The 26,402-nt window shown below is 67.0% G+C and carries 25 protein-coding genes; 8 read left to right on the top strand and 17 right to left on the bottom strand.

The genetic code is table 11. The annotated features are described in order from the left end of the window. Positions 1 to 25 precede the first annotated feature (25 nt). Both ACO07J_RS19290 and ACO07J_RS19285 read left to right on the top strand, forming a co-directional pair. The gene (locus ACO07J_RS19290) at positions 26 to 2,401 is read left to right on the top strand and encodes a hypothetical protein (protein ID WP_422031981.1); all 2,376 of its coding nucleotides are present in this window, start codon (positions 26 to 28) and stop codon (positions 2,399 to 2,401) included. Positions 2,402 to 2,531: 130 nt separating this feature from the next. Then, positions 2,532 to 2,990 (top strand): DUF2267 domain-containing protein, encoded by a 459-nt coding sequence (locus tag ACO07J_RS19285; RefSeq protein WP_422031979.1) that lies wholly within the window; start codon positions 2,532 to 2,534, stop codon positions 2,988 to 2,990. 4 nt (positions 2,991 to 2,994) lie between these two features. On the opposite strand, the gene ACO07J_RS19280 is transcribed toward ACO07J_RS19285, so the two are convergent. The 6 genes from ACO07J_RS19280 to ACO07J_RS19255 all read right to left on the bottom strand — a co-directional run bounded on the left by ACO07J_RS19280 (position 2,995) and on the right by ACO07J_RS19255 (position 9,976). Next, positions 2,995 to 3,759, bottom strand: coding sequence for a TIGR01458 family HAD-type hydrolase (locus ACO07J_RS19280; protein ID WP_422031977.1), 765 nt, complete (start codon positions 3,757 to 3,759; stop codon positions 2,995 to 2,997). Between the two features lie 42 nt (positions 3,760 to 3,801). Beyond that, positions 3,802 to 4,803 (bottom strand): helix-turn-helix domain-containing protein, encoded by a 1,002-nt coding sequence (locus ACO07J_RS19275; protein ID WP_422031975.1) that lies wholly within the window; start codon positions 4,801 to 4,803, stop codon positions 3,802 to 3,804. A gap of 57 nt (positions 4,804 to 4,860) precedes the next feature. Beyond that, entirely contained in the window at positions 4,861 to 5,430 is a 570-nt protein-coding gene (locus ACO07J_RS19270; protein ID WP_422031973.1) for a sarcosine oxidase subunit gamma, read from the bottom strand. After that, positions 5,423 to 8,371, bottom strand: a complete 2,949-nt coding sequence (locus ACO07J_RS19265; RefSeq protein ID WP_422031971.1) for a sarcosine oxidase subunit alpha family protein — start codon at positions 8,369 to 8,371, stop codon at positions 5,423 to 5,425. The genes ACO07J_RS19270 and ACO07J_RS19265 overlap by 8 nt, the downstream gene beginning before the upstream one ends. Then, on the bottom strand, positions 8,368 to 8,655 hold the full coding sequence (locus ACO07J_RS19260) for a sarcosine oxidase subunit delta (protein ID WP_422031970.1): 288 nt from the start codon (positions 8,653 to 8,655) through the stop codon (positions 8,368 to 8,370). Before ACO07J_RS19260 ends, ACO07J_RS19265 begins: the two co-directional genes overlap by 4 nt. A gap of 70 nt (positions 8,656 to 8,725) precedes the next feature. Continuing rightward, positions 8,726 to 9,976, bottom strand: coding sequence for a sarcosine oxidase subunit beta family protein (locus tag ACO07J_RS19255; protein WP_422031968.1), 1,251 nt, complete (start codon positions 9,974 to 9,976; stop codon positions 8,726 to 8,728). Positions 9,977 to 10,089: 113 nt separating this feature from the next. On the opposite strand from ACO07J_RS19255, the gene ACO07J_RS19250 reads away from it, so the two are divergent. Together ACO07J_RS19250 and ACO07J_RS19245 are read left to right on the top strand one after the other, a co-directional pair. Further along, the gene (locus ACO07J_RS19250) at positions 10,090 to 11,025 is read left to right on the top strand and encodes a GlxA family transcriptional regulator (protein WP_422031966.1); all 936 of its coding nucleotides are present in this window, start codon (positions 10,090 to 10,092) and stop codon (positions 11,023 to 11,025) included. Between the two features lie 99 nt (positions 11,026 to 11,124). Then, positions 11,125 to 11,850 carry a type 1 glutamine amidotransferase gene (locus ACO07J_RS19245; RefSeq protein ID WP_422031964.1) on the top strand — a complete coding sequence of 242 codons (726 nt, stop codon included), beginning with the start codon at positions 11,125 to 11,127 and terminating at the stop codon, positions 11,848 to 11,850. 95 nt (positions 11,851 to 11,945) lie between these two features. Here ACO07J_RS19245 and zapE read toward each other — a convergent pair whose 3' ends face one another. After that, positions 11,946 to 13,004 carry a cell division protein ZapE gene (zapE, locus tag ACO07J_RS19240; protein WP_422033448.1) on the bottom strand — a complete coding sequence of 353 codons (1,059 nt, stop codon included), beginning with the start codon at positions 13,002 to 13,004 and terminating at the stop codon, positions 11,946 to 11,948. Between the two features lie 140 nt (positions 13,005 to 13,144). On the opposite strand from zapE, the gene ACO07J_RS19235 reads away from it, so the two are divergent. Further along, a complete protein-coding gene (locus ACO07J_RS19235; protein ID WP_422031962.1) occupies positions 13,145 to 14,383 on the top strand; it encodes an MFS transporter in 1,239 nt (412 codons plus the stop codon). Positions 14,384 to 14,388: 5 nt separating this feature from the next. Here ACO07J_RS19235 and ACO07J_RS19230 read toward each other — a convergent pair whose 3' ends face one another. From ACO07J_RS19230 to fghA, 7 genes are all read right to left on the bottom strand, one after another. Then, positions 14,389 to 15,306, bottom strand: a complete 918-nt coding sequence (locus tag ACO07J_RS19230) for an alpha/beta fold hydrolase (protein WP_422031960.1) — start codon at positions 15,304 to 15,306, stop codon at positions 14,389 to 14,391. Beyond that, entirely contained in the window at positions 15,303 to 16,220 is a 918-nt protein-coding gene (locus ACO07J_RS19225; protein WP_422031958.1) for an ornithine cyclodeaminase family protein, read from the bottom strand. The genes ACO07J_RS19230 and ACO07J_RS19225 overlap by 4 nt, the downstream gene beginning before the upstream one ends. Continuing rightward, positions 16,217 to 16,837, bottom strand: coding sequence for an HAD family hydrolase (locus ACO07J_RS19220; RefSeq protein WP_422031956.1), 621 nt, complete (start codon positions 16,835 to 16,837; stop codon positions 16,217 to 16,219). The genes ACO07J_RS19225 and ACO07J_RS19220 overlap by 4 nt, the downstream gene beginning before the upstream one ends. A gap of 9 nt (positions 16,838 to 16,846) precedes the next feature. Next, positions 16,847 to 17,809, bottom strand: a complete 963-nt coding sequence (locus ACO07J_RS19215) for a DMT family transporter (RefSeq protein ID WP_422031954.1) — start codon at positions 17,807 to 17,809, stop codon at positions 16,847 to 16,849. Positions 17,810 to 17,884: 75 nt separating this feature from the next. After that, entirely contained in the window at positions 17,885 to 18,328 is a 444-nt protein-coding gene (locus ACO07J_RS19210; RefSeq protein ID WP_422031952.1) for a YaiI/YqxD family protein, read from the bottom strand. Further along, positions 18,325 to 19,764, bottom strand: coding sequence for a Si-specific NAD(P)(+) transhydrogenase (gene sthA / locus ACO07J_RS19205; RefSeq protein WP_422031950.1), 1,440 nt, complete (start codon positions 19,762 to 19,764; stop codon positions 18,325 to 18,327). The genes ACO07J_RS19210 and sthA overlap by 4 nt, the downstream gene beginning before the upstream one ends. Positions 19,765 to 20,043: 279 nt before the next feature. Beyond that, positions 20,044 to 20,877: an S-formylglutathione hydrolase gene (gene fghA, locus ACO07J_RS19200; RefSeq protein ID WP_422031948.1), complete on the bottom strand. Its 834-nt coding sequence runs from the start codon at positions 20,875 to 20,877 to the stop codon at positions 20,044 to 20,046. A 186-nt stretch (positions 20,878 to 21,063) separates the two neighbouring features. On the opposite strand from fghA, the gene ACO07J_RS19195 reads away from it, so the two are divergent. Continuing rightward, the gene (locus tag ACO07J_RS19195; RefSeq protein ID WP_422031946.1) at positions 21,064 to 22,719 is read left to right on the top strand and encodes a hypothetical protein; all 1,656 of its coding nucleotides are present in this window, start codon (positions 21,064 to 21,066) and stop codon (positions 22,717 to 22,719) included. 13 nt (positions 22,720 to 22,732) lie between these two features. Here the strand turns inward: ACO07J_RS19195 and ACO07J_RS19190 are convergent, their stop codons facing one another. After that, positions 22,733 to 23,428 carry a nitroreductase family protein gene (locus ACO07J_RS19190; protein WP_422031944.1) on the bottom strand — a complete coding sequence of 232 codons (696 nt, stop codon included), beginning with the start codon at positions 23,426 to 23,428 and terminating at the stop codon, positions 22,733 to 22,735. Positions 23,429 to 23,441: 13 nt separating this feature from the next. Then, a complete protein-coding gene (locus ACO07J_RS19185; protein ID WP_422031942.1) occupies positions 23,442 to 24,374 on the bottom strand; it encodes an AEC family transporter in 933 nt (310 codons plus the stop codon). Between the two features lie 321 nt (positions 24,375 to 24,695). Between ACO07J_RS19185 and ACO07J_RS19180 the strand changes: the two genes are divergently transcribed. Both ACO07J_RS19180 and ACO07J_RS19175 read left to right on the top strand, forming a co-directional pair. Further along, positions 24,696 to 24,905, top strand: coding sequence for a DUF4287 domain-containing protein (locus ACO07J_RS19180; RefSeq protein ID WP_422031940.1), 210 nt, complete (start codon positions 24,696 to 24,698; stop codon positions 24,903 to 24,905). Further along, positions 24,906 to 25,295 carry a cupin domain-containing protein gene (locus tag ACO07J_RS19175; RefSeq protein WP_422031938.1) on the top strand — a complete coding sequence of 130 codons (390 nt, stop codon included), beginning with the start codon at positions 24,906 to 24,908 and terminating at the stop codon, positions 25,293 to 25,295. 83 nt (positions 25,296 to 25,378) lie between these two features. Here the strand turns inward: ACO07J_RS19175 and mbfA are convergent, their stop codons facing one another. Beyond that, the gene (gene mbfA / locus ACO07J_RS19170) at positions 25,379 to 26,356 is read right to left on the bottom strand and encodes an iron exporter MbfA (protein ID WP_422031936.1); all 978 of its coding nucleotides are present in this window, start codon (positions 26,354 to 26,356) and stop codon (positions 25,379 to 25,381) included. Positions 26,357 to 26,402 lie beyond the last annotated feature (46 nt).

Here is a 26,402-nt window from a genome sequence, read left to right as displayed (position 1 = left end):
CGGGCAGATCAATGTGAGCGATATTATGGTAAGTACAAGTAAAATCCTGACGGTTTCCTACGGCACCTTTTCATGCACGCTTGAAGGGTTCGACGACTCGTTTGAAACCATGAAGGCGATTGCGGAGTACTTCCGTGACCTCGCCGCCGACGACCGGTATTTCGGGGCAGAGCCGCCGACGCCGGACGCCGAGATGCTGGCCCGGATCGCCGAGCGCGAGATCGCCCGCCGGGTCGAGGCGCACGAGAACGAAGGCCGGATCGTGCTGCGCGCCGCCGAGGCCGCGGCCGAGGCCGAGGTGGCCGCCCCCGAACCCGGGCCCGAGGCGAAACCCGAGCCGAAGCAGATTGCCGCCGCCGCCGCGCTGGCCAGCGTCGAGGATGAGAGCGAGGCGCTGAAAACCGCGATCCACGCCCATACCGACACCGCAGAGGAGGCCCCGGAAGACGAGGCCGCGGCCGAGGTTGCCATCGAAACGCCCCCGCAGGAGCAGCAACCGCTGACCGCCGCGGCCCCCGCCGCGGAAGAGCCGGTCATTGCCGAAGACGAGATCGTTATCGAGGAAGAGCCGGCGGATGACGCGGATGACGATGCCGCCCTGCAGGAGGCCATGGCCGACCTGACGGCGGAAGACGACGACGACGATGACGATTACGTGGACGAAGAGCCGAACGCCTTCGCCAACGTCGCGGATGAGGGTGACGATGACCTGACCGCCGGCTATGACGAGGATTACGCCGAGGATGACGCCGAGGAAGTGATCATCCCGCCGGCCCCCGCCGCCGACGAGGCCGACAGCGTTGCCGCGCGGCTGCGCCGGATCCGGTCGGTCGTCGCCCATTCGAGCGACAGCTACGCCACCGACGATTATTCCGAGGACGAGCACGCGCAGGATTTCCTGCAGCGCACCGCCGAGGAGCTGGATGCCACGCTGGCCGAGGATGACGCCGCCGTGGCACGCGCCGAAGACGTGGCCGAGGACAGTGACGAGGACGACTTTGCCGACCTGAGCGCCCGCCTGGCCGAAGCGGCAGACGAGGCCACCGAAGAGCCCGAGGCCGAAACCGCCGAGGCCGACGCGGATGAGCCGGAGCTGGATGACGGGATGTCGGACGATACCCTGTCGCAGCTTCTGGCCGACGCGATGCCGGCCGACGACGTGGCCGCCCGGGGCGACGTGGCCGAGGCCGGAACGGATGACGCCCGGCAGGACGACCTTGACGCCGAGGACGACGCCACGCCCTTCGTGCTGACCGGCGAACAGGCCACGGCAGAGCCCGAGCGCCCCCTGCGGGCCCGCGTGCTGAAGATGAAGCGCAGCGAATTCGAGGCGGCGATCGCCTCGGGCCAGATCGAGGAAGATTTCGACGAGGACGAGGCGCCTGCCGCCGCCGCGCCGGAAGCGGCCGCCCCGGCCGATGACACCGACGCGATGCTGAGCCCCGAGGACGAGGCCGAGCTGCAGCGCGAGCTGGCCGAGGTCGAGGCCGAGATGGAGCAGGGCGCCGCGTTCGACGAGGCCCCTGCCGCCCACGAGATGCTGGGCGACGAGGCCGGGATCGACGAGACCGATTTCGAGGATGCGGAGCCTGTCCGTGCGGAGGCCGACGAGCCCGAGCAGATGTTCGAGGAACGTGCCCCCGCGCCCGGGACCGCGCCGGTCGAGGCCGCGATGGACGAGGCCGATGACATGCCCGGGGCCCGCAGGGCCGCGCGCCTGCAGGGCTCGGACACCGAATCGGATGCCTCGCGCCTGTTCGACACCGCCGACACGCATTTCGAGGCGCCCGACTCCAACAAGCGCCGCAACGCCATCCAGCACCTGCGCGCCGCCGTGGCCGCCACCAAGGCCGAGAAGAACGCCGGCAGCACGCTGGAGCAGGAAACCGACGAGGATCCCTATCGCTCGGACCTGGCCAGCGTGGTGCGCCCGCGCCGCCACCGCGCCATGGGTACGGACGATGCCCCGCGCTCGCGCCGCCCCGGTGCCGAAACGCGGCAGGCGCCGCTGAAGCTGGTGGCCGAACAGCGGGTCGACACGCCGCGCGACCCTGTTCGCCCGCGCCGCGTGTCGGCACAGGTCTCCGGCACCACCGGGAGCGCCCCGGTGGAGGACGGCGGGTTCAGCGAGTTCGCCGAACAGATCGGCGCCTCCACCCTGCCCGAGCTTCTGGAAGCCGCCGCCGCCTACATGGCCGATATCGAGGGCCGCCAGCAGTTCTCGCGCCCGATGCTGATGGGCAAGCTGAAGGAGGTGGAGCTCGAGTCGTTCTCCCGCGAGGACGGGCTGCGCTCCTTCGGGCACCTGCTGCGGCAGGGCAAGCTGCAGAAGGTCAAGGGCGGGCGGTTCTCGATCACCGACCAGACCGAGTTCCGCGCCCAGGCCCGGCACGCGGGCTGAGCCAAGGCGGATTGAACGTCAGAAGGCCCCCGGCGGAAACGCCGGGGGTTTTTTATTTCGCGCCGGAGACAGATCAGCCGATACGGTCTAGAAGCGATGGCCAAGGCGACGTGCAGCGAAGGAGGACCCGATGCCGATGCCATGGACCTATCGCCACGCCTCGAAGGAATGGCGGGCGATACTGGACGACCTTAAGGACCGGATGGACCTTGTCTCGGACAACTCGGCCTATACCGCGATGGATGGCGTGCTTCAGGTGTTCCGGCGCCGCCTGACCGCGCAGCAAGGCATTGATTTCGCGTCGGTTCTTCCCTCCATCCCGCGGGCAGTGTTCATCAACGGATGGCAGGTGGAGGAACCGCCCCTGCCCTTCGCCGACCGCGCCGCGCTGGTGCGCGAGGTCATGGCGGTGCGGAAAGATCACAACCTGACGCCCGAAAATGCCATCGAGGCGGTGGCATGGACCCTGCGGCGCTATACCAGCCGGGCCGACCTGGAACGGGTATTGCAGCGCCTGCCCGAGGGGGCGGTGGATTTCTGGCATGTCGAGGTGGCGGACCCGAGGGAGATCGAGCAGAGGATCTTCTGAGGCGTCAGGAGAGCAGCCAGTCGACCGCGGCGGAGAGGTCGGCGGCCACGTGGCTTGGCGCCGGGTCTGTGCCGGCTTCGTCGCCATCTCGGTACTTGCCGGTCTTCACCAGCACCGCGCGGCCCAGCCCGGCGCGGAGGGCGCCGGCGACGTCCGACTCGGCATCGTCGCCGACCATGGCGGCGTCTTCGGGGGCCACGCCCATCTCGTCGAGCGCGGTGTGGAAGAAGGCCTTGGCGGGCTTGCCCAGAACCTCGGCCTTTGTCCCGCTGGCATATTCCAGCGCCGCGACGAAGGCGCCGACGTCCATGCTCAGGGCGCCGTCGGCGTCGCAGAAAGCCCGGTTGGCGGCGAGCGCGTAGAACCTGGCGCCATCGGCGAGGGTGCGGTACGCGGCATTGAGCGCGTCGTAGGTGAAATGGGTGCCGGCATCGCCGACCACAACGGCACCGGGGGTTTCCGCTGTCTCGTAGCCCGCGAAATCCTCGGCCAGGTCGGGGTGGATCAGAAGGTGCGCCGTGAGCCCGTTTTCTTCCAGTTTCTCGCAGGCGGCCTTGGCGGGGGTGAAAAGCTCGTCATCCTCCAGCTCGAACCCCATTTTGCGCAGCTTTTCCAACAGCTTGCGGCGGGGCGCGCGGGTCGAGTTGGTCAGGAAGCGCACCGGCAGGCCGGCCGCGCGCAGCTTCGCCACGGCCTCGGCCGCGCCGGGCACGGGCCGGTCGCCTTCGTAGAGAACCCCGGAGAGATCGAGGAGGACGCCTTTCACCATGGCCAGAGGATGGCAAGACCGCGCGTGGCGGTCAAACCCCTCTTACGCGGCGCGGCCGGCGCCGGCGAAGGCATGGCGGCGCACTTCGCCCGGCATCTGGCCGTATTTGCGGTGGAACCATTTCTTCATCAGCGTCACGTTGGAAAACCCGCAGGCGACCGACACCTCGCCCACCGGAAGCGAGGTCTGGGCCAGAAGGCTGTGCGCCCTTTCGAGCCGCAAGTCGCGGTAGACCTTGAGGGGGGTCTGGCCGAGATACTCGCTGAACCCGCGTTCGAGCTTGCGGGGGGAGACGTCGAGGATATCGGCGATCTGGCCGACGGTCAGCGTGTCCTCGAGGTGGTCGCGCATGATCTGGAGGGCTTCGCAGATCACCTCGTCGCCCTGCGCCATGCGCTTGTAGCGCCAGTGCTCGCCAGAGCCGCATTCGGCCTGTGGCTCGTTGAGCCCGAGGTCGCGGGCCAGCGCCACGCGGGTGAACTCTCCATCGCGCACGCCGACAAGGTCGACCATCATCCGGATGGCCGAGACATGGCCGGTGGCGCTGCTCATCGCCTTGTGGTGACAGGTGGTGCCTTCGACGATCTCGGGGCCCTGAGCGCCTTCCTCGACCCCGGGGCGGAAGCTGGGATGCACCGCGAGCCGCTTGGTGGCCAGCACGCCGGCGGCGAGCGGCACGAAGACCGCCGCCCCCACCACGCAGACGCGGGCGGCGTTGCGGATCGCGGCGCGCAGGGTGGTCAGGCCCTCGGCCGAGGGCTGCCACGGCGCGTCGGTGCCGCCGATCAGCACCAGCGTCTGGTCGGGCCCGCAGACCGGGCCGCAGGCTTGCGACAGCTCTGCCTCACCGCGGATATGCACCCAGTCGTAGGCCGCTTGCCCGGTCAGGCGGTTGGCGCTGCGCAACACGTCGATGCAGGCCTCGGCCAGGAAGGCCACGCTGTCATCCTGGCTGATGAAGACGAATTCGCCGGACAGGCTGCGCCGTCCGGACACGGGTGTCGCCACCGCGGTACGGGCGCGTTCGAAGTTCTCGAGATACATGTGCTATCTTCCTTTCCCTTCGTGGCGCGGAGCCCTGAAATCCGCGTTGTGAATCCCTTAGCTGACGTTCTTGATCGAGGTTTCCACGGCATGCAGGAACGAGCCGGCCGAGGAACTGGCGGAGAGGAGCAGGAAGCTGTCCTGCCCGGTGCGGAGGATGATGGTGCCCAGATGCTCCATCACCGTGCGCGCGGCGTCACCGACGGCAAAGGCGTCGGGGTGAATGTCGAGCGGGCAGATCCGTTCCAGCGCCGTGCGGGCGCGCGGGCCGGACAGCTCCAGCGCGACCCAGGTGTCGGTCTGGTCGGTGAGATAGGCGGTATCGCCGATCCGCCCGGCGACGATGGTTTCGGCATCCGGCTCGGCCCGGTGGAAGAGGATGAAGGCCTGGTCGGGGGCCAGCCGCAGGAGGGTCGCGCCGTCTTCCTGTGCGGTGGCGGATTTGCCGGGCGCAGGCAGGTCGGCGCCATAGCCCTTGCGGATAGCGGCCAGCGCCGCATCCTCCCCGCCCAGCGGCAGGGCGACGGCGACGATCGCCAGATCCTTGGGCGCGCGCAGGTGGAGGCCGTCGAATGTCTGGTCCACGCCGGCCAGCGGCGGGGCGGATGTGAGGGTGAACTCAGCCACGGAGACGCTCTCCTTCCGGGTCGATGAAATGGGCCGACACGATCTCGACCTCCATCTCGGTGCCGTGCACGGGGCTGACGGCGCGAACTATCTCGCCCTTGCGCTCGTGCCCCGACTTGATGAAGCCCAGCCCGATGGAATGGCCGAGGTTGGGGGACCAGGCGACCGAGGTCATCCAGCCCTGGTCGTTCACCATCACCGCCTCCTCGCCCTTGTTGATGAAATGCGAGCCGGTGATCAGCTTCTGCGAGCGGTCGACGGGGCGGAAGCCCATCAGCCGGACCGCATCGTCACGGATCATCTCGGGGCGTTGCGACAGCACGTTGCCGATGCATTCCTTCTTCTGGCTGACCATCTTGCCCAGCCCGATATTGTGGGCGGTGGTCTGGCCGTTCAGCTCGTTGCCGACGGCGTGGCCCTTCTCGATCCGCATGACGCTGAGCGCCTCGGTGCCGTAGGGAACGGCGCCGAATTCTGCGCCGGCCTCGTTCAGGACCGCCATCATCGAGTTGCCGTAGCGGGCGGGCACGGCGATTTCATAGGCCAGCTCGCCCGAGAAGGAGATGCGGAACAGCCGCGCGGGCGTGCCGCCGCAGACGGTGATCTCGGCGCAGGACATGAAGGGGAAGGCCTCGTTCGACAGGTCCACATCCTTGTCGACCACCTTGCGCAACAGGTCGCGCGATTTCGGGCCGGCGACGGCGAACTGGGCCCAGCCGTCGGTGGTGGAAATCAGGTGCACGTCCATGTTGGGCCAGAGACACTGGCGGGCGAACTCCATCCGGCGGAAGACCAGAACGGCATTGGCCGTCGTGGTGGTCATGACGTAATGGTTCTCGCTTAGGCGAGCGGTGGTGCCGTCATCGTAACAGATGCCATCCTCGCGCAGCATCAGGCCATAGCGGACCTTGCCCACCTTCAGGGTCGAGAATGTGTTGGCATAGACCTTGTCGAGAAAGGCGCCGGCATCGCGGCCCTTGATGTCGATCTTGCCCAGCGTGGTCACATCGCAGATGCCGACCTTTTCGCGGGCCGTCTTGGCCTCGCGGTCGACGGAGTCGCGCCAGCCCTTCTCGTCGCCCTGAACGTACCATTCCGCCCGCAGCCAGTTGCCGACGGTGACGAAGCTCGCGCCATGCTCTTCGGCCCATTTGTGCGAAGGGGTCAGGCGGTAGGGGCGGAAATCCTTGCCGCGTGCCCGGCCCGCCAGCGCGCCCATGGGCACGGGGGTGAAGGGCGGGCGGAAGATGGTGGTGCCGGTCTCGGGGATGGTCCGGCCGGTAATTTCCGACATGATGGCGAGCGCCGGGATATTGGCGGTCTTGCCCTGGTCGGTGGCCATGCCGAGCGTGGTGTAGCGCTTGAGGTGTTCGACCGCGCGGAAGCCTTCCTGGTGCGAGAGCTTCACGTCCTTGACGGTCACGTCGTTCTGCTGGTCGAGCCAGGCGCGATGGCGGCTTTCGGGCACGTACCAGAAGGCGGCGTTTTCCTGTGGTTCATCCTGGGCCGCGACCGGGTCGGCCTTGGCGGCGGTGAACCCGAGGTCGGAAATCTGCGCCTCGGCCTGTGCCCGGCCTTCGGCGAGGGCGGCGGCCAGCGTCATCGAGCCATTTGCAGCGCCCGCCACGACCATGCCGGCGGGCAGGGTGCCGCCGGGGACGAAGGCCTTGATATCTTCGCGCCATTCCGGCTTGCCGCGCTGGTGGCAGGTCAGGTGGACGTTGGGGTTCCACCCGCCCGAGACGGCGAGGCAGTCGACCGGAAGCACCTGTCCGTCGGTCAGGGTGATCGCCTTCAACCCCTTGCGACCCACGGTGTTCACCACGCTCGCCCCGCGGATATGCCGCACGTCGGGCAGGCTGATCGGCGCAGCCCGGTCGCGGCTGTCGATCACGGCACGGACATGCACGCCGCGCGCCGACAGGTCGGCGGCGGTGCGCCAGCCGTCGTCGTTGTTGGTGAAAACGGCCACTTCCTTGCCCGGCGCCACGCCGAAGCGGTTGACGTAGGTCCGCACGGCGCCGGCCAGCATCACGCCGGGGCGGTCGTTGTTGCCGAAGGCGATGGGCCGCTCGGTGCTTCCCGCCGCAAGGACAGCGCGCTTTGAATAGATCCGCCACAGGATTTGGCGCGGCTTGCCGGCGCTGTCGGCAAGGTGGTCGGTGCACCGCTCCAGCGCGCCGTAGATGCCGTGATCGTAGGCGCCGTAAACGGTGGTGCGGGTCATGATCCGGACGTTGTCCATCGAGGCCAGTTCGGCCAGCGCCTGTGCCGCCCAGTCGTGACCGGCCATGCCGCCCAGTTCCAGTGTCTCGGAATTGAGCCGGCCGCCGGCTATGAAATCCTCGTCCGCCAGGATCACGCGCGCCCCGGCCCGGCCCGCCGCCAGTGCCGCCGACAGGCCCGCGGGCCCCGAGCCGATCACCAGCAGGTCGCAGTGCAGGAAGCCCTTGTCATACTGGTCGGGGTCTTCCTCCATCGACAGCCGCCCGAGCCCCGCCGAGGCGCGGATCGCCGGTTCGTAGACCTTTTCCCAGAAGGCTTTCGGCCACATGAAGGTCTTGTAATAGAAGCCCGCCGACAGGAAGGGCGAGAGGAAATCCGTCATCGCCATCATGTCGAATTCGAGCGAGCCGCGATGGTTCTGGCTGCTGGCGGTGAGACCGTCGAAGAGCTCGGCCATGGTGGCGCGGGTGTTGGGTTCGGTATGGGCGCCGGTGCGCAGGTGGACCAGCGCGTTGGGCTCTTCCGAGCCGGCGGTGAAGATGCCGCGCGGACGGTGATACTTGAAGGACCGGCCGACCAGCCGCTGGCCGTTGGCCAGAAGCGCCGAGGCGAGCGTGTCGCCTTCGAACCCCGTCAGGGGCTTGTTGTTGAAACGGAACTTGAGCGGTTTCGCGCGGTCGATCAGGCCACCGCCGATGCGGTTGGGTTGCGTCATTTGCCCCGCCCCCTTGCGCGCGCCACGTCGCGGGCCAGTTCGACATGGGTGATTTCATGGGTCAGCGTGTCGCGCGTGACCACCAGCCACGAGCGGTCGCCCTGTTCGTGATACCAGAGCTCCTGGTGCTGCCCGGCCGGGTTGTCGCGCAGGTAGCCGTAATCGTGGAACTGCTCCATCGCGCCCTCGGCCTGCCAGTCGGGCCGGTCGATCAGGCTGGCATCACCGAGATAGACGAATTCGGCGGCGTCGCGCGGGCCGAGAAGGGGGTGGGGAATGATCATGCGGTGGCCCCCGTGTCCGGCGTTGCGCAGTGAGTATTTTTGGAAAGATGAAAAGTCATGAGCGCGCTCGTCAGTGGAGGTTGGGCTGATTGCCCACGCCTTTTTCGTCGATGATGTTGCCGCTGCGGAACCGGTCGAGGCGCATCTGCGCGGCGGTCGGGTGCGGCTCGTCCTTGGCCAGCAGGTGGGCGTAGCAGTACCCGCTCGCCGGCGTCGCCTTGAACCCGCCGTAGCACCAGCCGCCGTTGAAATAGAGCCCGTCGATATGGGTCTTGTCGATGAAGGGCGAGCCGTCCATCGACATGTCCATCAGCCCGCCCCAGGACCGCAGAAGCCGGGCGCGGCCGATCATCGGCATGATCGCCATGCCGCCCTCGGCCACGTCCTCGACCACCGGCAGGTTGCCGCGCTGGGCATAGGTGTTGTAGCCGTCGATATCGCCGCCGAAGACCAGCCCGCCCTTGTCGGACTGGCTGACGTAGAAATGGCCGGCACCGAAGGTGATGACGCCCGGGAGAACTGGCTTCAGACCCTCGGTGACGAAAGCCTGCAGCACGTGGCTTTCGATCGGCAGGCGCATGCCCGCCGCGGCCATGACGCGGCTTGACGAGCCGGCGACGCAGACCGCCACCTTCTTCGCCTTGATCGCGCCGCGGTTGGTTTCGACGCCCAGGCACTTGCCATTCTGGATGTCGAAACCGGTGACCTCGCAATTCTGGATGATGTCGACGCCGCGGCTATCGGCGCCGCGGGCGTAGCCCCAGGCGACCGCGTCGTGCCGGGCGGTGCCGCCGCGGCGCTGGAAGAGGCCGCCCTTGATCGGGAAGCGGGCATTGTCGAAATCGAGGAAGGGCAGCTCGCGCCGAAGCGCGGCGGCATCGGCCAGCTCGGCATCGGCGCCGGCGAGGAACATGGCGTTCGCCCGCCGCACGAAGGCGTCGCGCTGTCCGTCGGTGTGGAAGAGGTTGAGGATCGAGCGCTGCGACACCATCGAGTTGTAGTTGGTGTCCTGCTCGAGGTTCTCCCACAGTTTCATCGACATCTCGTAGAACGGCTCGTTCCCCGGGAGCAGGTAGTTCGAGCGGATGATCGTGGTGTTCCGCCCGATATTGCCCGAGCCCAGCCAGCCCTTTTCCAGCACGGCGACGTTGCGGTGGCCGAATTCCTTGGCGAGGTAATAGGCCGTGGCCAAACCGTGCCCGCCGCCACCGATGATGACGATATCGTATTCCGCCTTCGGCTCGGGGTCGCGCCAGACGGGTTTCCATCCCTTGTTGCCGGTCAGGCCTTCCTTGAAGATCCTGAATGCTGAATAGCGCATCGGGCGGGAATCCTTATCCTTGAGTCAGCCCCAGCATGACGCGTTCCGATCGTCTCGACTTTTCCCAAACAGTCGGATACATGCCTTTTATGGACAGAATTGGTACAAAATCCGTGACCAGGCGGCGAATCGGCATCCTGCCGATCGACGGGTTCGCGGTGATGTCCTATGCCGCGCTGACCGAGCCGATGCGGGCGGCGAACGTGCTGGCGCGGCGGACGCTTTACGAGATGATCAACATCTCGGCCTCGGGCCACCCGATCGCCAGCTCCGGCGCGGCGCTGGTCATGCCGCAGGCCAAGGTGGGCGACGACCTGTCGCTCGACTACCTGTTCGTCGTCGCGGGCGGCGACCCCACGAGGTATGACGACCGCGCCGTGATCAACTGGCTGGCCCGGATGGCGCGGGAGGGGGTGCCGCTGGGCGGCGTGTCGGGCGGGCCGATCATCCTGGCGCGCGCCGGGCTGATGGCCGGGCGGCGGATGACGGTGCACTGGGAACATGCCGCGGCGCTGGCCGAGATCTCGCCGCACCTGCTGATCGAGCGCTCGCTCTACGTGATCGACCGGGACAGGGTGACATGTGCCGGCGGCTCGGCGCCGATGGACCTGATGCACGCGCTGATCACCCAGCATCACGGCAAGCCCTTCGCCCGGCTGGTCAGTGACTGGTTCATGCATACCGAGGTGCGCCCCTCGGCCGGGCCGCAGCGCGCCGGGCTGGTGGAGCGGGTGGGGGTGAACAACGCCGCCATCCTCGACGCGGTCGAGGTGATGGAGGCGAACGTGGCCGAACCGGTCGACCTGGCCCATCTGGCCCAGACCGCCGGGCTGTCGGAACGGCAGCTCAACCGGCTCTTCACCGACAAGCTGGGCCGGCCGACGATGCGCTATTACCGCGAGCTTCGGCTGGAGAAGGCGCAGAGCCTGCTGCGCAACTCGCCCCTGTCGCTGACCGAGATCGCGCTGGCGACCGGGTTCGCCAGCTCCTCGCATTTCTCGCGCGCCTATGCGGCGCAGTACGGCCAGCCGCCTTCTGCCTATCGGTAAGGGGATGCAATTGCGTCACGCGCGGCGCGGTTTGCGCTCGTCGCTTGTCAAATTGCCGGCCCGCGCCATAGTCTCGGGCGCGAGAGAACGGAGGGCCCCATGCATATTCTCGTCCTGCAGCACGAACGTGTCGAACATCCCGGCGTCTTCCGGAAATTCCTTCGCGAGGACGGTCATACATGGGAGGCGATCGAGCTCGACGAGGGCGAGCCGCTGCCCGACAGCACGGAGGGGTTCGACGCGCTCTGGGTCATGGGCGGACCGATGGACACCTGGCAGGAGGAACAGCATCCCTGGCTGAAGGATGAAAAGGCGTTCATCCGCAAGGCGGTGGCCGAGGAGGGGATGCCCTACCTGGGCCTGTGCCTGGGCCATCAGCTTCTGGCCGAGGCGCTGGGCGGCTCGGTGGGGCCGTCGAAGACGCCCGAGATCGGGGTGATGGATGTGCAATTGACCGAAGCGGGGGCGAACGGGGTGCTGTTCGACGGGCTGCCGGAACGGTTCGACTGCCTGCAATGGCACTCGGCCGAGGTGACCGCCCTGCCCGAGGGGGCGCAGGTGCTGGCCACCTCGCCCGATTGCGCGGTGCAGGCGATGAAATGGGAGACGCGGGCCTATTCCATGCAGTTTCACATGGAGATCGAGGCCGATACCGTACGCAACTGGAACAACATCCCGGAATATGCGGGTGCACTCGACAAGGCCATCGGGGCGGACGCGGTGCATGATCTCGAGGCGGCCTGTGCGGAACGGATGGAGAGCTTCAACGACCGGGCGGAGCGGCTGTATATCAACTGGCTTCAGGCGACGTCGCGGGCGGGGTGAGGGTGGTCTGGGGGCTTTGCCCCCACCGTTGAAATCCTTCGGGATTTCAACGTCTCCCCCAGGATATTTCTGGCCAGAAGAAGCGGGTGTGGGGTCTAATCCTCCGCCCAGCCTTCCGACTGCATTTCGCGCAGGCGGCTGGCGGTGCGTTCGAATTCGAAGCTGCCCTCGCCCTCGACATAGAGGTATTCCGGCTCGGCGGCGGCGGAGCAGATGAGCTGGGTGCCGGCCTCGTAAAGCGCGTCGACGAGGGTGACGAAGCGCTTGGCCTCGTTGAAGTTCGAGCGCGAGAGCTGGGGGATGTTCTCCAGCACCAGCACGCGTGCCGCCTCGGCGATGGCGAGGTAGTCGGCGGGGCCGAGCGGCTTGGCGCACAGGTCGTAGAAGCTGGCCCGCGCGACGCCGTTGCGGAAGGCGGGGATGGTGACCTCGCGCTTGTTCACCACGAGGGTGTGGGGGGCACTGTCGCCATCGGTGAGGTCGTTCCAGACCGCCTTGATGTTCTCGCGCGCCTCGGCGTCGATCGGGGTGAAATAGGTGCGGGTGCCGGCCAGCCTGTCCTGCCGGTAATCGGTGGGGCCGGCCATTTCATGAACCACCATCCGCTCCTTCACCAGGTCGATGAAGGGCAGGAAAAGCTGGCGATTGAGGCCGTTCTTGTAAAGGTCGTCGGGCACGCGGTTGGAGGTGGTGACCACCACGACACCGGCGTCGAACAGCGCCTCGAAAAGCCGGCCCACGATCATCGCGTCGGTAATGTCGGTGATCTGCATCTCGTCGAAGGCCAGCAGGCGGACGCTTTCGGTGACCTCCTTGGCCACCGGGGAAAGCGCATCCTCCACCCCCTGCTTGCGGGCGGCGTGCATGCCGGCGTGGATTTCCTGCATGAAGGCGTGGAAATGCACCCGGCGGTTGGGCACCTCGAGCGTGTCGACGAACAGGTCCATCAGCATCGACTTGCCACGCCCGACCCCGCCCCAGAGGTAAAGCCCCTTGGGCGGTTCGGGCGCCTTGCGGAACCAGCCCTTCTTCTGCGGTTTCGCAAGATCGGCGCGGATGCGCTCGAACTCGGGCAGCGCCGCCTCCTGCGCGGGATCGCGGGTCAGTTTGCCCTCGGCGACGAGGCGGTCATATCTTTGGGGCAGCGTTTCCATCCGCCCCGCATAGCGCGACGGCGCGGCCAAGAAAAGCGCCTGTGCCGCCGTGGCGTCACGAACGGTGATTGTGACCCGCACAATCCTTGAATTGACGCCGCCCTTCCGAGGGGTAATCTGCGCGGCGACAGGAGCGCGCCATGCAGAAATCGACCCCCCTCTTCACGCCGGTGCTGATCGCCGGATGTGTCATCATGCTGATATCCTTCGCGATCCGCGCCTCGTTCGGGGTGTTCCAGATCCCGATCGCGGAAGAGTTCGGCTGGCTTCGGGTCGAGTTTTCCATGGCCATCGCCATCCAGAACCTCGCCTGGGGGATCGGCCAGCCGATCTTCGGTATGCTGGCCGAGCGGATCGGCGACCGCAAGGCGATCGTGATGGGCGCGGTGATCTATGCCGCGGGGCTGGTGCTGTCCTCCTTCGCGGTGTCGCCCGGGGCGCACCAGGTCTACGAGGTTCTGGTGGGCTTCGGCATTGCCGGCACCGGCTTTGGCGTGATCCTTGCCGTGGTGGGCCGGGCCAGTTCGGACGAGAACCGCTCGATGAGCCTGGCCATCGCCACCGCCGCCGGATCAGCCGGGCAGGTGGTGGGCCCACCGGTGGCCGAGGCGCTGCTGAGCCTGATGAGCTGGCAGATGGTGTTCGTGGTCTTTGCCGTGACCATCCTTGCCGCGCTGATGATGCTTCCGCTGATGCGCGCGCCCGAGCCTGCGTCGAAGGCCGAGCTCGAGGAGAGCATGGGCGCGATCCTGGGCCGGGCGTTCCGCGACCCGTCCTATACGCTGATCTTCCTCGGCTTCTTCTCCTGCGGCTACCAGCTCGCTTTCGTGACCGCCCATTTCCCCGCCTTCGTGACCGAGATGTGCGGGCCCATCGCCTCGGGCAGCGTGCTGCACGGGATCGGCATCACCTCGACCTCGGCGCTGGGCGCGGCAGCGATCGCGGTGATCGGCCTGTCCAACATCGCCGGGACGCTGACGGCGGGCTGGCTGGGCAAGCGTTATTCCAAGAAATACCTGCTGGCGGGCATCTACACGGGGCGAACCATCATCGCCGCGTGGTTCATCATGGTGCCGATGACGCCGGCGACGGTGCTGATCTTCTCGGTCGGGATGGGGTCGCTTTGGCTGGCGACGGTGCCGCTGACCTCCGGGCTGATCGCGCATCTCTACGGGCTGCGCTACATGGGCACGCTCTATGGCATCGTGTTCTTCAGCCACCAGCTGGGCAGTTTCCTGGGCGTCTGGCTGGGCGGGCGGATGTATGACATCTACGGCAGTTACACCGCCGTCTGGTGGGTCGGCGTGGGGGTCGGTGCCTTCTCGGCGCTGGTGCACCTGCCGGTGAAGGAGAACCGGATGCAGCCGGCGCTGACCTGAGCCGGTCAGAGCACCGGTTTCATCGCCGCCATCACCGCATCGGTGTGGGTATAGGCCAGCGCGTGGCCGGCATCGGGCACCACGGCCTGCCGCGCCTGGCCGTTCCACTCGGCCAGCGTGTCCTTGCAGGTGAGCGGGATCACGTCGTCCTTTTCGCCCCAGATGGCCAGCACCGGCGTGCCCGCCCCCGCGATGGCGCGGTGGGCGTCTTCGAGATCCTCGTCGAGGATACCGCGCAGCGAGGAGAGGACAGCGGGTGCAAACCCCTTCTGCCGCGTCTCGGCGATCTGCAGTTCGACGATCCGGTCGATCCGGCCGGGCAATCCGCGCTCGGCCTCGGTCGCGCGGCGCAGGGACTTGGCGTAGAAGCCCAGCATCATCCAGCGGCCGAAGAAATTGTACTTCACCGCCATGTCCGCCACCGGCCCGAGATCGTGGCCCAGCCCCGCCGGCGCGAGCAGCACAAGCTGCCGCAGGCGCCCGGCCTGCTGCGCCGCGAAGGCCGACGCGATGGCGCCGCCCATGGAATAGCCGAGCAGGGTGATCTCGCCCGACACGCCCTGATCCTCGAGCAGGTCGTCGAGCTGGCGGAGGAAGAACGCGCTGTCCTGTTCGCCCCTCGGCCGGTCGGAGAAACCCCGGCCGTAGAGGTCATAGGTCAGAACGCGATAGCCTGCTTGCACCAGCTCTTCGGCGATCGGCCCCCAAACGAAGGAGGGGGTGGTGAGCCCGTGGACACAGACGGCAATTGGCCCATCCTCCGGCCCGCGCCACTGGTAGTGGGTGACACCCTGCGAGAGGGTCGTGAACTGCCCCGGCGCGGCGTCCCGCCTTGTTCGGGTCATCCGGGGCCGCAGCGCCTCGACCGCGAAGGGCCAGATGGCCACGGCGGCAAGGATGGCGATGACGGCCCACCAGGTCATTGCGCGGCGGCCCAGGCGTCGAGGATGTAGCGGCTGGTCATCAGGTCGAGATGCGCGCCGCCGCCGTTCTTGAAGAGCGTGATCTCGTCGTCGCTCTGCCGCTTGAAGTTATCGGCCTCGTAATAGTCCGCCACGAGGTCGTCGCGGGCAATCACCCCCGCCTCGAGCGGGATCTTGATCTCGCCGATATGGCCGACGGTGGTGTCGTAGCTGTCGACGAAGATGCGCGCCCGCTTGAGCGCCGTGTCATCGACCTCGCGCATGTCCGGGCGGTAGGCGCCGATCAGGTCGACATGCTGGCCGGGTCGGAACCATTCCCCCTTCAGCAGCGGCTCGGTCGACATGGTGGCGGAGGTGACGATATCCGCGGCGCCGACCGCGGCCTCGAGGTCATCGGCCACCTGCAGGCCCGGGCAGTCTTCGACCATCGCCTCGGCATTCTTGCGGGTGCGGTTCCAGACGGTGAAGCGCGCCTTGGGGAAGGCGGCGGAATAGGCCTGGAACAGCGACCGCCCCACAGTGCCGGCCCCCACGATCAGGATGTTCTCACTGTCGGGCCGGGCCAGTTTCGTGGCGGCATAGAGACTGTCGCCCGCCGTTTTCCACTTGGTGACGAGGTGAAAGTCGATCACCGCCTCGAGCTGACCGTCGCCATCGCCGAAGACACAGACAGACCCGTGGATCATCGGCTTGCCGGCCCTGGGGTTGTCCGGAAAGATCGTCGCCGATTTCACCGCCAGCCCCATGCCGTCGATCCACGCCGAGCGCGACAGGAGCGTGTCGGGGTCGCGGTAGAGGAAGGTATCGCCGATCTCGGCCTTGGGCAGGGTGTGCCCGGCCTCGAACGCGGCGCAGAGTTTCATCCAGTCGAGATGTTTCTCGCCCTCGTCGAACGGGATCATGGTGATGCTCATGCGATATCCTCCTGCGTCAGAAGCCCGGCCTCGACCAGCCTCCGGGCCAGCCCCTCGGGCGTTTCGAAACGGTGTGTCTGCCAGCCGCGCGCGGCGGCGGCGGCGATGTTGTCCTCGCGGTCATCAGTGAAGAACAGCGTCTCCGGGGCGAGGCCGCAATCGGCCTCGACGGCGGCGTAGATTTCCGGATCGGGCTTGATCATCTTCATCTCGCCGGAAATGTAGCGGCGGTCGAATTCCTTGAGAAAGGGAAACTGCGCCTCGCTCAGCGGAAAGTTCTCCTTGCCGAAATTGCTCAGCGCGAAGACCGGCACGCCCTTCGCCCTCAGCGCGCGCAGAAGCTTCACCGACTCCGGGATCTCCGGCTGGGCGATCTCGGTCCATTTCCAGCGGAACTTGAGGATTTCCTGCCGCCATGCCGGATGGGCCCACCCCGTATCCTCGACCACGTCGGCAAAGACATTGCCGGCGTCGATCTTCACCATCATGCCGTGGATATCGACCTCGTCGAACAGCTCGCGCCGCTGCGCCTTACCCAGAACCCGGTCGAAATACTTCTCCGGCTGCCACTCGATCAGCACGTTGCCGATGTCGAAAATCACCGCGTTGATCGTCATGAAATGCCCCTATCTCCTGACCGGCCCGTCGGCCACGTGGGTGCCCTTGCGCGATTCGCGCCAGACAAGGTAAAGCCCCGACCCGAGGATCAGCGCGATGCCGGCCCAGGCCACCGCGTCGGGCCAGGTGCCGAACACCGTGACACCCCAGAGGATCGCCATCGGCATCGAGACATACTCGAACGGCGCCGCAAAGGCCGCCTCGCTCAGCCGGTAGGCCTGGCTGATGAACAGCACGCCGGCCAGCCCGCTGACACCCAGAAGGATGAAGATCGGGATATCCGCCATGTCCACCGGCGCCCAGGCCCGCAGCAGGAAATCCAGGTCGTCGGGCGCCAATCCGGCCAGCTTGCCGTCGCCGATGCTGAACCCGATGGCGGCGCTGACGACCAGGAAGCAGCTTTGCGAATAGATCGCCATGGTCGCGGCACTTTCCGTGTCGCCGATCCGCCGGGCGATGATGTGCATCACCGCGTAAAGCGAGGCCGCGATCATCGGGAAGACCGAGGCCAGCTGAAACGCCGACGTGCCCGGCTTGACGATCAGCAACACCCCCACGAACCCCACCGCGATGGCCGCCCAGCGCCGCGCGCCCACCCGTTCGCGCAGGAAGATCACCGAGAAGACGGTGATGACCAGCGGCGAGACGAAGAAGATCGCCACCGCGTCGGCAATCGGCAGGGCGGCCAGCCCGAGGAACAGGAAGGAGTTGGCGAACACCACGCAAAGCCCCCGCACGGCATGGGCCAGCGGGCGGCGGGTGCGGAACACCCGGAACCCGCCGAAGAACGGCATCACCAGGATCAGGAAGGTCGGAATGCCCACCAGCGCCCGCAGGAACACCACCTGGTGCAGCGCGTAGCCGTCGGAGACGAACTTGATCGCCACGTCGTTCAGCGAAAAGCACAGCGCCGCCGTGAACGCACAGAGCGCGCCCACCAGGTTGGACCGTTCTATGGAAACCTGCGTCATGAAGTCCCGTTCGCTGTTCCCGGCAACAAACGGGAGCGGGCGGGGATTGTAAAGCGCCGCGCCCGGAAAAACGGCTCAGCGCGACGCCTGGCGAAGCGCCCGTTCCAGCGCGTCGAGAAAGCGTGACCGGTCGGCCTTGGTGAACCCCTTGCCGCCGCCCTGCCGGAACGGATCGGCGGCGCGCAGGTCGCTCATCAGGTCGCGCGTGGCCAGCGCAGCGCCCACGTTGCGCTCGGTCAGCGCCTCGCCATTGGGTTTCAGCACCAGCGCGCCGCCTTCGACACAGCGGGCGGCCAGCGGGATGTCCGCGGTGATCACCACGTCGCCCACACCGGCCCGCTCGGCGATCCACTTGTCGGCCTCGTCTGGCCCCTCGGGCACGATCACCGTCTCGACGGCCGGGTTGGCCGACGGCCGGATGCCGCCGTTCGACACCATCTTCACGCCTACGCCGTGCCGCGTGGCCACACGCTCCACCTCGGCCTTCACCGGGCAGGCATCGGCATCGACGTAGATCACGCCTTCTTCGCTTTCTTACCCGCTTCCCGCTTCACCTTGTATTCCTCGGGAATGGGCATCCGGTTGAACGCATCGAGCCCGGCGATCTTGTAGGCCTCGGCCAGCGTCGGGTAGTTGAACGTGTTCTGCACGAAGTAATCCACCGTCCCCTTCAGGTTCAGCACCGCCTGCGCGATATGGATGAGCTCGGTCGCCCCCTCGCCCACGATCTGCACGCCCAGCACCCGGCGGGTCTTAAGGCTGAACAGCATCTTCAGCATCCCGTGCTCCAGCCCCATGATATGCCCCCGGCTGGTCTCGCGGAACCGGGCCACGCCCACCTCGTAGGGAATGCCGCGCTCCTGCATCTCTTCCTCGGACATGCCGCAGGTGGAAATCTCGGGCACCGAGTAGATGCCATAGGGAAACCACGGGCTTTCCGGCAGCGTCGGCGTATCGAGCGCATGGCACGCCGCGATCCGCCCCTGCTGGATCGAGGTCGAGGCGAGGCTCGGGTGCCCGATCACGTCGCCGGCGGCATAGATATGCCTGGCCGAGGTCTGGTAGGTCTTGCGGTCCACCTCGATCCGCCCGCGATGGTCGGTCTCAATGCCCACGGCATCGAGGTTCAGCCGCTCGGTCGCCCCCATCCGCCCGGCGGCGAACAGCAGCATCTCGGCCCGCACGTGGCGCCCGTTGGCCATGCTCACCTCGACATGGCCGCCGGCATCCTCGATCTGTTCGATGGCCGAGCCAAGCCGCAGGTCGACGCCGTTGTCGCGGATCTGGTGGGTGAACTCCTCGATGATCCGGCTGTCGATGAAATCGAGGAACGTATCCCGCGGCTCGATCAGCGTCACCCGCACGTCGAGCGCGGAGAACATGGTGGCATATTCCACCCCGATCACCCCGGCGCCCACAACAACGAGGCTGCGCGGGATCTGCGCCAGCTCGAGAAACTCGTCACTGTCGACGATGGTCGAGCCGTTGAAAGGAACGTAATCGGGCCGATAGGTCTTGGTCCCGGTCGAGATCAGGAACCGGTCGGCGGTCAGCCGGCTGACCTCGCCCGCCTCGGTGGCCACCTCCACCTCGTTCGGGCCGATGAACTTTGCCATGCCGTGCAGCGTGTCGACATGGTTGCGGTTGAACTGGTGTTCGAGGATGTCGACCTCGTAATCGAGCGTCTTGTGCAGGCGCGACTTGAGGTCCTGCGCGCCGATATCCTCCTTCACCCGGTAGGACCGGCCATAAAAGCTCCGCTCACGCCAGCCGGAGAGGTTCAGCACCGTCTCGCGCAGGGTCTTCGACGGGATCGTGCCGGTATGCACCGAGACACCGCCAAGGCGGTCACGCCGGTCGATCACCAGCACCCGCCGCTTCAGCTTCCCCGCCTGGATCGCGGCCGACCGCCCGGCGGGGCCGGAACCGATGATGATGAGGTCGTAATGGCTCATGCAATGTCCTTCCGAATACAGTCTGCGGCGAAATCCGGCGCCCGGTTGAGAAGCCGCGCATCGACGGGCCGCGGAGCGGCGAACCAACGGATATGGCTTGGCGCTTTATACCGGCCAGGCACTTCTTCCCTCACGAGGTCACGCTCCGCCAGCAAAATCGCCGGACCGTCGGGGCGGCCCACCTCTCGGCGATTGCGAGCAATCGCCTGCCGGCCAGCGGCCGATGCGCGGCGGGCTGAAGCCCTTAACACCGCGCGTGTTTCGCAAACCGTAGCCAAGCTACCCCGCATAAAGCGCCTCGGCATGGAAGCTCACGTGATCCTCCATGAAGCTCGAGACGAAGAAATAGCTGTGGTCATAGCCCGGCTGCAGCCGCAGGTTCGCCTGCTGCCCCCGCTCGGCCACCGCATGGGCAAAGTCATGGGTGTTGAGCAGCTTGAAGAACTGGTCCTTCGTCCCGGTATCCGTCAGGATCGGCCCGTCAAACCCGGCCTCCCGCATCAAAAGCGTCGCGTCATGCGCGGCCCACGCGGCCTCGCCATCGCCCAGGTAGCCGCCCAATTGCTTGCGGCCCCAGTCGCTCGCCGTCGGATGGCAGATCGGCGCGAAGGCCGACACCGAGCGATACCGCCCCTTCAGCCCCATCGCCAGCGTCAGCGCGCCATGCCCGCCCATGGAATGCCCGGTGATCCCCTGCCGGCTGGCGTCAATCGCGAACTCGCTCGCCACCAGGTCGGGAAGCTCCTCGCCGACGTAGTCCCACATCCGGAAATGCTTGGCCCAAGGATCCTGCGTGGCGTTCACGTAGAACCCCGCGCCCTGGCCCATGTCGAACGAATCCTCGTCGGCCACGCCCTCACCCCGCGGGCTCGTATCGGGAAACACCAGCGCGATCCCCTGCTCGGCCGCCCAGCCCTGCGCGCCCGCCTTGGTCATCGCATTCTCATGCGTGCAGGTCAGCCCCGACAGGTACCACAGCACCGGCACCGGCCCGTCCTTCGCCTGTTCCGGCAGGAACAGGCCAAAGGTCATGTCGCAACTGCAGGCCTTCGAGGCGTGCCTGTACACACCCTGCACACCGCCGAAACAGGCGTTCTCGGAAACGGTTTCCATTCTTCTCTCCCATGCCAGGACCCAGAGTTACCCGTCTCTAACAAGCCTGCCGAAGACTGGAAACGCAAAACCGGCGCAGGCAATTGCAACAGCGACATGCCCAGCCTTCCAGTTTCCCAGCAAGGGCCACATTCACGCCGCAAAGCGCAGCTCAACCTGAAGCTGAAACTTCCGGGAAGGGATACCATGTCCAGCGTTATCAAGTTCTTTACGATGATGGCCCTCATCACCTTGGCGGCACCGGCCGCGGCCCAGGACACGGCCGACGAGAACGCGCTTTTCTCCAAGGCCGATCTCTACGCCGCCATCGATGAGGGCGACCATACGCTCGTCGAAACCGCCTTTTCCGAGCTTCAGGCACTGACCGCGGCGGACAAGGTCAGCGTCAATCAGCTGCGCTGGCTCTACGAGGTCTTCGGCACCAACAGCCCCGAGATCGCCGGCTTCGCCGAGGGGTGGCTCGAGGCCCATCCCGAAAGCCCCTATGCCCGCACCGGGCTGGCCTGGGTCCTCTACACCACCGCCTGGCATATCCGGGGCGAGAAACGCGCCCGGTTCATCTATCCCGAGGCGCTCGACGTCTTCCGCGAATTGCAGTTCGATGCATGGCAACTGGCCCATGCGGCCTACGAAAGCGAACCGGCCCTTCTGCCGGCCTCCGATGCGATCCTGCGGCTGGCCAATCCAACGGGGCAAACCGCCCGCGCCCTCGAGGTGCTGGACGAGGCCATGACCTTGCGGCCCGACCCCGGTACGCTCGAGCGCGGCCTCGACATGACCGTCCCCGGCTGGGGCGGCTCGTGGGAGATGGTCGAGGCCCTGTGCGACTATTACGCCCCCGCCCTCGACATGGGCGAGGTCGATCCGGTGCTTCATTGCAAGGTCGGAACGGCCCTCAGCTTCTACTACGGCGAGAAAGGCGACTGGGCGCTCAAGACCCTTGCCGAGACGCCGATGCCGTCCCTCGACTACCTGCGCATCCATTACGCCACCTCGGACAGCGCCACGCGCGCCGATGCCGCCTTTGCCCACGCCTATCTCACGCGCGACGGATTCTTCGACTACGAGAACGCCCGGCGCTTCGACGAGCACGTCGCCTGGCGCTACGGCTACGATTTCATCAGCGAGGCGCACATGCGGCGCGCCAAGGAACACGCCGCCGAAGCGCTGAAATGCGATCCCTACAACCCCGGCCTGAACAAGATCATGGCCAGCTGGATATCGACATACGACATGAAGGGCGACATGTTCTCCAGCCGCGTGGTCGAGCGCGTCCCGCCGGAGGAGGAGCTCGAATATGTCCGCCGGCAACTGGCGGCCTCTCCCTACGATCCCGAGCTGTGGAGGGAGTACGCGAACGTTCTGAGCCGTGTTGACTCGAAAGGCGCCCTTCTCAAGGCCGAACCCTACAAGATCAACACCATCGTCTTTTCCAACCACAACCCCGGCCACGTGATCGGCTACGCCCAGGCCAAGGCCCAGGTCATCATCGAACTCGACAGCCTCGAAGACCAGCCGGACAGCGCCATGTGGCAAAGCCTGAGCGAGGCCGAGAAGGCCCGCGCCGAACAGGACCGCCAGAAGCTGCTCGACTTCCGTCACAGCATCGACATGGACACGGCGCTGCGCTGCCCGATGCTGCGGGCCTACCGCCTGCACGGCGTGATCTGCGAGGTCTCGAAAAGCGCCTCCTGCGACCTCCACCAGACACAGCGCGCGATGTTCGAGCTCTTGGTGGAGGATATCGAGACACGGCGGGTCTGCACCGGGGTCATGGCGGCAAGCGATGTCGAACTGTTCTACCAGCCCGTTGAAGTCGACCTGATGGAAAGCGGCGGCTGAACCCGGGGCCGCCTCACTCCGCGCGAAAGACCGTCATGATCTCTGCCAGGGGTTTCTTGATGGTGGCCGCCCTGGGCACCGTCGCCTCCCGGGCGGCATGGCCCACGGTCAGGATCATCACCGGCTTTTCATTCTCCGGCCGGTTCAGCAATCCGTTGAGGAACTTCATCGGGTTCGGCGTATGCGTGAGCATCGACAGCCCCGCCGTATGCAGCGCGGTGATCAGCAGGCCGGTCGCGATCCCCACGCTCTCGGGCACGTAGTAATGTTTTCGCCGCGTGCCGTCGGGGTTCACCCCGTAGCGCTGCGCGAACACCACGATCAGCCAGGGCGCATCCGTCAGGTGCGGCTTGCTCGCATCCGTCCCGATCGGCTCCAGCGCCGCCAGCCACGCGTCGCCCGCGCCGCCCTCGTAGAACTGCCGCTCCTCCTCCTCGGCCGCCGCCCGGATCTTCGCCTTCATCCCCGGGTCGGCCACGGCCGCGAAATGCCAGGGCTGCTGGTTCGCCCCGCTCGGCGCCAGGCCCGCGGTCTCGATCGCCGTGGCGATCACCTCCTCCGGCACCGCCCGCGTCTCGTAGTGCCGCACCGTGTGCCGCTGCCGCATCAAGGCGCGGAACGCCTCGACCGCCTTCAAGGCGACGGCATCGCCCAACTCCCGCCGGTGCGGCAGGGGCAGCGGCTCGTACCCGGATGGCTCTTCCCTCATGCGACGGATCCTTTCAGTAAAGCTGCCCCACCCAGCCGATCACCAGCGACACCGTGATCACCGCCAGCGCCGTCGAGATCAGGATCGAGGCCGACACCCGCTGCGGCGCGATCCGGTAATGCTCGGCCAGGATGTAGACGTTGCCGGCCACCGGCAGCGCCGCGGCGGCGATCATCACGGCGGCGGCATAGGGCTCCACCGGGAACAAAAGCAGCGCCGAGAACGCCACCGCCCCGGGGTGCAGCACCAGCTTGCTGAAACTCAGCCACCCGGCGATCACCGGCCGCTCGGCCTTCTTCGTGGCCAGCGACGCTCCAATGGCGAACAGCGCCCCGGGCGTCGCCGCGCCGCCCAGCAGCGACAGGAAATCGTTCATCACGCCCGGGATCGGCAGCTTCAGCGCCGACCAGCCCAGCCCCAGCACGATCGACACGATCATCGGGTTCTTCAGCAGCCCGATTCCCACCGTCTTCAGCGCGCCCAGCCCCACGGCCCCGTCGCGCGACCCGGTCACCAGGACCACCACAAGCGAGCCGAACACGATCAGGTCGATCGACAGCACCAGCATCACCGACCCGATCGCCGCCTCGCCCATCAACAGCGTCAGCATCGGCACGCCCAGGAACCCCACGTTGCCGATCACCCCGCATTGCGATTCGAACGCCGCCTCCTCGATCGAGGCGCCGCGCAGGAACGCCACCATCATCACCACCCCATAGACGAAGGCCGTGGCCCACAGGTAGGCGGCGATGAAGCGCATGTTGAACACCTCGCCGAACGAGAGGTTCGCCGAGAACCGGAACAGCATCGCCGACAGCGCGAAATAGAACACGAACTTGGTCAGCCACGCCGTCGCCTCCTCGGTGAAGAAGCCGGTGCGCCCGGCCCCGAAGCCAAGCCCGATCACGCAGAAGAACGGCAGGGTCTGTAAGAAAATTTCCAGCATCGCCCGCTTGTTAGCATGCCCCGCCCGGAGCGCAAACGGGAATACGGCCGCCGCCGCCCCGCCGCAGGAAGAAGGGGGCAGCGCGATGCCCTGCCCCCTCCCGAGCGGCGAACGGGGATGTCGCGCCGCGGCTGCCCTTGCGCGGCCGGCTGCACCCCTGCATCGGCCGCGCTGCCACCTTGGACGGGCAATGGTTAACAAACCGTTGCCACCCGACCCGCGCCATGCGGTCGAGGGAAAAGAAATCATCCCTCCCGGATCGCAAAGCCGGTATATCTGGCCGCGAACGGGCCATCGCCCCGGCAAGGAAAGGCAGAGACAATGACCGACAAGATCAAGGGCCCCGCCTCCTACTTCCCGTCCATCGAGGCCAAATACGGGCGCCCCATCGCCGAGTGGAAGACCCTGATCCGCACCCAACCCGGCAGGAAGCACATGGAGCTGGTCACCTGGCTGAAGCAGGAGCACGGCATGGGCCACGGCCACGCCAACGCGCTCGTCGCCGACACCCTGCGCGAGGATGCCGGCTGAATGGCGCGCCGCGACTACGACCCCGCCACCGCCCCGCCCGATGACCGGCCCGCTGCCAAGGCCCGGGCCTTCGACCCGTCCGGCGAGGGCCCGTGGCGCGGCGCTCTGGCCGGCGAAACCATCGGCTCGGCCAACACCATCCTCGCCTACGGAACCGACACGATCGGCGAAGGCCCGCGCGTGCACGTCCACCCCTACGACGAGACCTTCGTGGTGATCACCGGCCACGCCCGCTTCTTCGTCGGCGACGAGGTGATCGAGGCCGCCGCCGGAGAGGTCGTGCTCGCCCCCGCCGGCCAGCCCCACAGGTTCGAGAACGCCGGCCCCGGCCGCCTCCAGACCATCGACATCCACCACTCCCCCCGCTGGATCCAGACCGACCTCGCCTAGCCACCGCCGCCCAGGCTTCTTCTGGCCGGAAATATCCTCGGGGGTGAACTGGCCGCAGGCCAGGAGGGGGCAGACAGCCCCCTCTACCCGCTCCCGATCAGCACCCCGGCCGCGAAGACGAGCGCGCCGCCCAGCACCACCTGGAACGCCGCCCGGAAGAACGGCGTCTCCATGTAGCGGTTCTGGATCCACGCGATCGCCCACAGCTCCACGAAGACCACGATGAAGGCGATGATCGTCGCGGTCCAGAAATCCGGGATCAGGTAGGGCAGCGCGTGGCCCAGCCCGCCCACCGTGGTCATCACCCCGCTGGCGATGCCGCGCTTCACCGGGCTGCCCCGGCCCGACAGCTCGCCATCGTCGCTGGCGGCCTCGGTGAAGCCCATGGATATCCCCGCCCCCACGCTGGCCGCCAGCCCGACAAGGAAGGTGGTCCACGTATCCTGCGTGGCGAATGCCGTGGCGAAGATCGGCGCCAGGGTCGAGACCGAGCCGTCCATCAGCCCGGCCAGCCCGGGCTGCACCCATGTCAGCACGAACTGCCGCCGCGCGGTGCGCGATTCGGCGGCGCGGGCGTCGTCGTCGAGATGTTCCTGCTCAAGCTCGCCGGCCCGGTCCTGGTGCCCCGCCTCTGCCGCCGCAAGGTCTCCCAACAGCTTGCGCGTGTCCGCATCCGTCGTGTTGGCCGCCGCCTTGAGGTAGAACGCCTCCGCGTCCCGTTCCATCGCCTCGGCCTCCTCGCGGATCCGTTCGATCCCGAGGTTTTCCACCAGCCAGACCGGCCGCCGCGCGTAATACCCCGCCACGTGCTCGCGCCGGATCAGCGGGATCACCTCGCCGAACCGCTTGCGGTGCAGCTCGATCAGCGCCTTTCGGTGGCCATCCTCCTCTTCCGCCATCCCGTCGAAGACACGGGCAGTATCGGGGTAATCCTCCCGCAACATCTCGGCATAGGAGCGGTAGATGCGCCCGTCATCCTCCTCCGAGGAGATGGCAAGCGCGAGGATTTCCTGTTCGTTCAGATCCGAAAACCGGCGGCGGGAGGATATACCGGGAATCATGTGCGGCCTTTCTGTTTAGAATGATTCCAAGTTATACGCGGGCCCG

It is taken from the genome of Roseovarius sp., from assembly GCF_965228755.1.
Taxonomy (GTDB): Bacteria; Pseudomonadota; Alphaproteobacteria; order Rhodobacterales; family Rhodobacteraceae; genus Roseovarius.
Note: the sequence above shows the minus strand (reverse complement) of the source record. Positions and strands in the feature narration are given on the sequence as shown.

Excerpts from the sequence above, each read along its gene's own strand:
- ACO07J_RS19275 (WP_422031975.1), bottom strand. The coding sequence starts at position 4,803 with ATGTATCTCGAGAACTTCGAACGCGCCCGTACCGCGGTGGCGACACCC.
- sthA (WP_422031950.1), bottom strand. The coding sequence starts at position 19,764 with ATGAGCCATTACGACCTCATCATCATCGGTTCCGGCCCCGCCGGGCGG.
- ACO07J_RS19265 (WP_422031971.1), bottom strand. The coding sequence starts at position 8,371 with ATGACGCAACCCAACCGCATCGGCGGTGGCCTGATCGACCGCGCGAAA.
- ACO07J_RS19285 (WP_422031979.1), top strand. The coding sequence starts at position 2,532 with ATGCCGATGCCATGGACCTATCGCCACGCCTCGAAGGAATGGCGGGCG.
- ACO07J_RS19190 (WP_422031944.1), bottom strand. The coding sequence starts at position 23,428 with ATGAGGGAAGAGCCATCCGGGTACGAGCCGCTGCCCCTGCCGCACCGG.
- ACO07J_RS19280 (WP_422031977.1), bottom strand. The coding sequence starts at position 3,759 with ATGGTGAAAGGCGTCCTCCTCGATCTCTCCGGGGTTCTCTACGAAGGC.
- ACO07J_RS19185 (WP_422031942.1), bottom strand. The coding sequence starts at position 24,374 with ATGCTGGAAATTTTCTTACAGACCCTGCCGTTCTTCTGCGTGATCGGG.
- ACO07J_RS19215 (WP_422031954.1), bottom strand. The coding sequence starts at position 17,809 with ATGACGCAGGTTTCCATAGAACGGTCCAACCTGGTGGGCGCGCTCTGT.
- ACO07J_RS19235 (WP_422031962.1), top strand. The coding sequence starts at position 13,145 with ATGCAGAAATCGACCCCCCTCTTCACGCCGGTGCTGATCGCCGGATGT.
- ACO07J_RS19255 (WP_422031968.1), bottom strand. The coding sequence starts at position 9,976 with ATGCGCTATTCAGCATTCAGGATCTTCAAGGAAGGCCTGACCGGCAAC.
- ACO07J_RS19230 (WP_422031960.1), bottom strand. The coding sequence starts at position 15,306 with ATGACCTGGTGGGCCGTCATCGCCATCCTTGCCGCCGTGGCCATCTGG.
- ACO07J_RS19195 (WP_422031946.1), top strand. The coding sequence starts at position 21,064 with ATGTCCAGCGTTATCAAGTTCTTTACGATGATGGCCCTCATCACCTTG.
- ACO07J_RS19220 (WP_422031956.1), bottom strand. The coding sequence starts at position 16,837 with ATGACGATCAACGCGGTGATTTTCGACATCGGCAACGTGCTGATCGAG.
- ACO07J_RS19225 (WP_422031958.1), bottom strand. The coding sequence starts at position 16,220 with ATGAGCATCACCATGATCCCGTTCGACGAGGGCGAGAAACATCTCGAC.
- ACO07J_RS19245 (WP_422031964.1), top strand. The coding sequence starts at position 11,125 with ATGCATATTCTCGTCCTGCAGCACGAACGTGTCGAACATCCCGGCGTC.
- ACO07J_RS19175 (WP_422031938.1), top strand. The coding sequence starts at position 24,906 with ATGGCGCGCCGCGACTACGACCCCGCCACCGCCCCGCCCGATGACCGG.
- fghA (WP_422031948.1), bottom strand. The coding sequence starts at position 20,877 with ATGGAAACCGTTTCCGAGAACGCCTGTTTCGGCGGTGTGCAGGGTGTG.
- ACO07J_RS19180 (WP_422031940.1), top strand. The coding sequence starts at position 24,696 with ATGACCGACAAGATCAAGGGCCCCGCCTCCTACTTCCCGTCCATCGAG.
- zapE (WP_422033448.1), bottom strand. The coding sequence starts at position 13,004 with ATGGAAACGCTGCCCCAAAGATATGACCGCCTCGTCGCCGAGGGCAAA.
- ACO07J_RS19260 (WP_422031970.1), bottom strand. The coding sequence starts at position 8,655 with ATGATCATTCCCCACCCCCTTCTCGGCCCGCGCGACGCCGCCGAATTC.
- mbfA (WP_422031936.1), bottom strand. The coding sequence starts at position 26,356 with ATGATTCCCGGTATATCCTCCCGCCGCCGGTTTTCGGATCTGAACGAA.
- ACO07J_RS19290 (WP_422031981.1), top strand. The coding sequence starts at position 26 with ATGGTAAGTACAAGTAAAATCCTGACGGTTTCCTACGGCACCTTTTCA.